A 3,576-nucleotide genomic window follows, 5' to 3' on the forward strand; every position below is an offset into this window, starting at 1 on the left:
GCAACCGGGCGAGGCCCGGCTGTCCCGCGCTCTCCCCAACCGCTCGATCACGAGCGGCGAAGACTCGCGCCCGAATTCTCCCTCCCCGGGACGGGGGGGAGAAGAAGCCGGCGCCCGGAGTCCGCGCCGCACCGCAAAATCCCGCTCGACTTCCCCGGGGTCATCACGGAATGTTACAGGCCGCCCCACAAGGAGACGCCCATGCCGATGTCGCCGCGCGCCGGATTGCAGGTCGACGAGCAGCTCGCCGCCTTTATCGAGACCGAGGTCCTGCCCGGCCTCGACCTCGATGCGGATCGCTTCTGGACCGGCGCCGCCGACGTCTTCGCCCGCTTCGCCCCGGAGAACCGCCGCCTGCTCGCCGTCCGCGATGACCTCCAGGCCCGCATCGACGCCTGGCACACGGCCCGCCGGGGCCAGCCCCACGACCCCGCCGCCACGACCGCCTTCCTGCGCGAGATCGGCTACCTCGCCGCCGAACCCGCCCCCTTCGCCATCGGCACGCGCAATGTCGACGCCGAGGTCGCCACCCTCGCCGGCCCTCAACTGGTCGTGCCCATCCTCAACGCCCGCTTCGTGCTCAACGCCGCCAACGCCCGCTGGGTCAGTCTCTACGACGCCCTCTACGGCACGGACGCGCTCGGCGACTTGCCGCAAGCCGGCGGCTACGATCCCGAACGCGGCGCCCGCGTCGTCGCCCGGGCCAGGGCCTTCCTCGACGAAGCCGTCCCGCTCGCCGAAGGCCGCTGGGCCGACCTGACCGACCCGCACGAGGGCATCGCCCTGCGCGACCCCGGCCAGTACGTCGGCCGCAGCGACCGCTCGCGCCTGTTCCGCCACAACGGCCTGCACATCGAGGTGGTCTTCGACCCCGACCACCCGATCGGCCGTACCGACCCGGCGGGCATCTCCGACGTGGTCCTCGAAGCCGCCCTGTCGACCATCGTCGACCTCGAGGACTCGGTCGCCGCCGTCGACGCCGCCGACAAGACCGCCGCCTACCGCAACTGGCTGGGCCTGATGAAGGGCGACCTCGTCGAGACCTTCACCAAGGGCGGCGAACGCCTGACCCGCACCCTCGCCCCCGACCGTGAATTCACCGCCCCGGACGGCGCTGCCGTCACCCTGCCCGGCCGGTCCCTGCTGTTCGTCCGCAACGTCGGCCACCTGATGACCACCCCGGCGATCCAGCTGCCCGACGGCTCCGAAGCGCCCGAAGGCATTCTCGACGCCCTCCTGACCAGCCTCATCGCGATGCACGACCTGAAGGGCCGGGGCCGTTTCCGCAACAGCCGCGCCGGCTCGATCTACATCGTCAAACCCAAGATGCACGGCCCGGAAGAGTGCGCCTTCACGAACGACCTGTTCGACGCGGTCGAGGACGCGCTCGCCCTGCCGCGCCACACCATCAAGGTCGGCGTTATGGACGAGGAGCGCCGCACCTCGGCCAATCTCGCCGCCTGCATCCACGCGGTTCGGGACCGCATCGTTTTCATCAACACCGGCTTCCTCGACCGCACCGGCGACGAGATCCATACGGCGATGCAGGCCGGCCCGGTGGTGCGCAAGGGCGACATCAAATCCTCCGCCTGGATCGCCGCCTATGAGGCCCGCAACGTCGCGATCGGGCTCAAATGCGGCCTCGACGGCAAGGCCCAGATCGGCAAGGGCATGTGGGCCGCGCCCGACCGCATGGCGGAAATGCTCGACCAGAAGGCGGCTCATCCGAAGACGGGGGCCAACACCGCCTGGGTGCCGTCGCCCACCGCCGCGACCCTGCACGCCCTGCACTATCACCAGACCGACGTCTTCGCCCTGCGCGCCGACATCGCCGCCCGCCCGGTCCCCGGCCTCGACGCCCTGCTGACCCCGCCGCTGGCCGCGGGCCGGAACTGGACCGAGGCCGAGATCGCCGAAGAGCTCGACAACAACGCCCAGGGCCTGCTCGGCTATGTCGTGCGCTGGATCGATCAGGGCGTCGGCTGCTCCAAGGTGCCCGACATCCACGACGTCGGCCTGATGGAGGACCGCGCCACCCTGCGCATCTCCTCTCAGCACATGGCCAACTGGCTGCTGCACGGCGTCTGCACCGCGCAGCAGGTCGACGCCGCCCTGCTGCGCATGGCCGCGAAGGTCGACGCCCAGAACGCCGCCGACCCCCTCTACCGCCCGATGGCTGCCGACCCCGCCCACAGCCTCGCCTTCCAGGCGGCGCGGGCGCTGGTGTTCGAGGGCGTGGCCCAGCCGAACGGCTACACCGAGCCGCTGCTGCACCGGTTCAGGCGGGAGGCGAAGGAAAAGGCCTGAACGCCCTACTGCTCGCTGCCCGACCGCCACAGATTGTTGGTCAGCGGCTCGACCAGATAGCTCAGCGCCGTCCGCTTGCGCAGCAGGATGATGACCTCGACCGGCGCGCCTGGCCGCAGGGTGTTCGCCGATCGGCCCAGCTTGGCCAGCTCGTCCGCCGGCACCACGATCTCGGCGCGGAAATAGCTGGCCCCCGTCTCCTCGACGGTGAAGCTGTCGGCCGAAATCCGGGTGACGCGACCATGGATCGCCGGCGGGTTCCGCTCGCGCAGCCCCGGGAAGCGCACCTCGGTCTCCTGCCCGACCCGCAGGTTGTCGACGTCGTTGGGGCTGATCTGGGCGACGATGATCTGGGACGCGTCTCTCGGGACGATCTCCATCAGGGTCTGCCCCGGCTGGATCACACCACCCTGGGTGAAGATGGTCAGGCCGACCACCTGTCCCGACGCCGGCGCCCGGACCTCGCTCCGGGCGATCTGCGAGCGCAGCTCCGCCATCCGCGGCCGCAGTTCGTTCAGCTGCACGTCGATCTGGCGCAGCTGGTCCGCCACGTCCTCGTTCATCTCCGACGACACCCCGGACATCTGCAGCCGGGTCTCGCCCACGGCCTCCCGCGACCGCGCGATCTGGGCCCGCAGCGAGCCCAGCTCGCCGTCCAGCTGGGCCGCCGTCCGCTCCAGCGCCCGGACCCGGGTGATCGGCGCATAGCCCTGCTCGGCCAGGCTGCGCATGCCGGCCAGCTCCTCCTGTATCAGCCGTTGCTGTTCGACGTTGGCCGCGATCTGCCGCTCGTAGCCGAGGATCTGCTCGTTCAGCTGGGCGATCCGCTGACGCAGCACGCCCGTCTCCGTCGACCGACCCGTGCGCCGGGCCCCGAACTGGAGCTGCTGGATGCGCAGCGATTCCTGGGCCAGCACCGCGTCGTCGGGCGGCAGATCGGCGAACTCCGCCGGGGTCGGGATGCCGCGCAGGCCGTCCCGCTCGGCGATCAGGCGGGACCGCTGGGCCAGCAGGGCGAACACCTGGCTGGCGACGCCCCGCTCCGTCGCGCGCAGCTCGCCGCTCGACAGGGTCAGCAACACCTGGCCACGCTCGACCGTGTCGCCCTCCTTGACGAGCAGAGAGCTGACCACCCCGCCTTCACGATGCTGCACCGCCTGCCGGTTGCCCGACACGGCGACCTGGCCCTGGCCATAGGCCCCCGCGTCCAGTGGCGCGAAGGCGGCCCAGCCGAGGAAGAGGCCGAAGAACAACAGGATGATCACGCCG

General features: G+C 71.1%; 2 protein-coding genes. One reads left to right on the top strand and one right to left on the bottom strand.

Features of this window, described 5'->3' with window-relative positions; translation table 11 throughout:
* Window positions 1-201 precede the first annotated feature (201 nt).
* The gene (locus RDU12_RS13970) at window positions 202-2,307 is read left to right on the top strand and encodes a malate synthase G (RefSeq protein ID WP_308685217.1); all 2,106 of its coding nucleotides are present in this window, start codon (window positions 202-204) and stop codon (window positions 2,305-2,307) included.
* A gap of 5 nt (window positions 2,308-2,312) precedes the next feature.
* Here the strand turns inward: RDU12_RS13970 and RDU12_RS13975 are convergent.
* A partial coding sequence (locus RDU12_RS13975; RefSeq protein ID WP_308685219.1) for an HlyD family type I secretion periplasmic adaptor subunit occupies window positions 2,313-3,576 on the bottom strand: 1,264 nt, incomplete at its 5' end.

Origin of the sequence: Brevundimonas sp. (assembly GCF_031082345.1) — a bacterium.
In the GTDB taxonomy this organism is placed as follows: Bacteria; Pseudomonadota; Alphaproteobacteria; order Caulobacterales; family Caulobacteraceae; genus Brevundimonas.

Bases quoted from the DNA above. Each gene is read 5' to 3' on its own strand.
- RDU12_RS13970 (WP_308685217.1), top strand. From the start codon at position 202: ATGCCGATGTCGCCGCGCGCCGGATTGCAGGTCGACGAGCAGCTCGCC.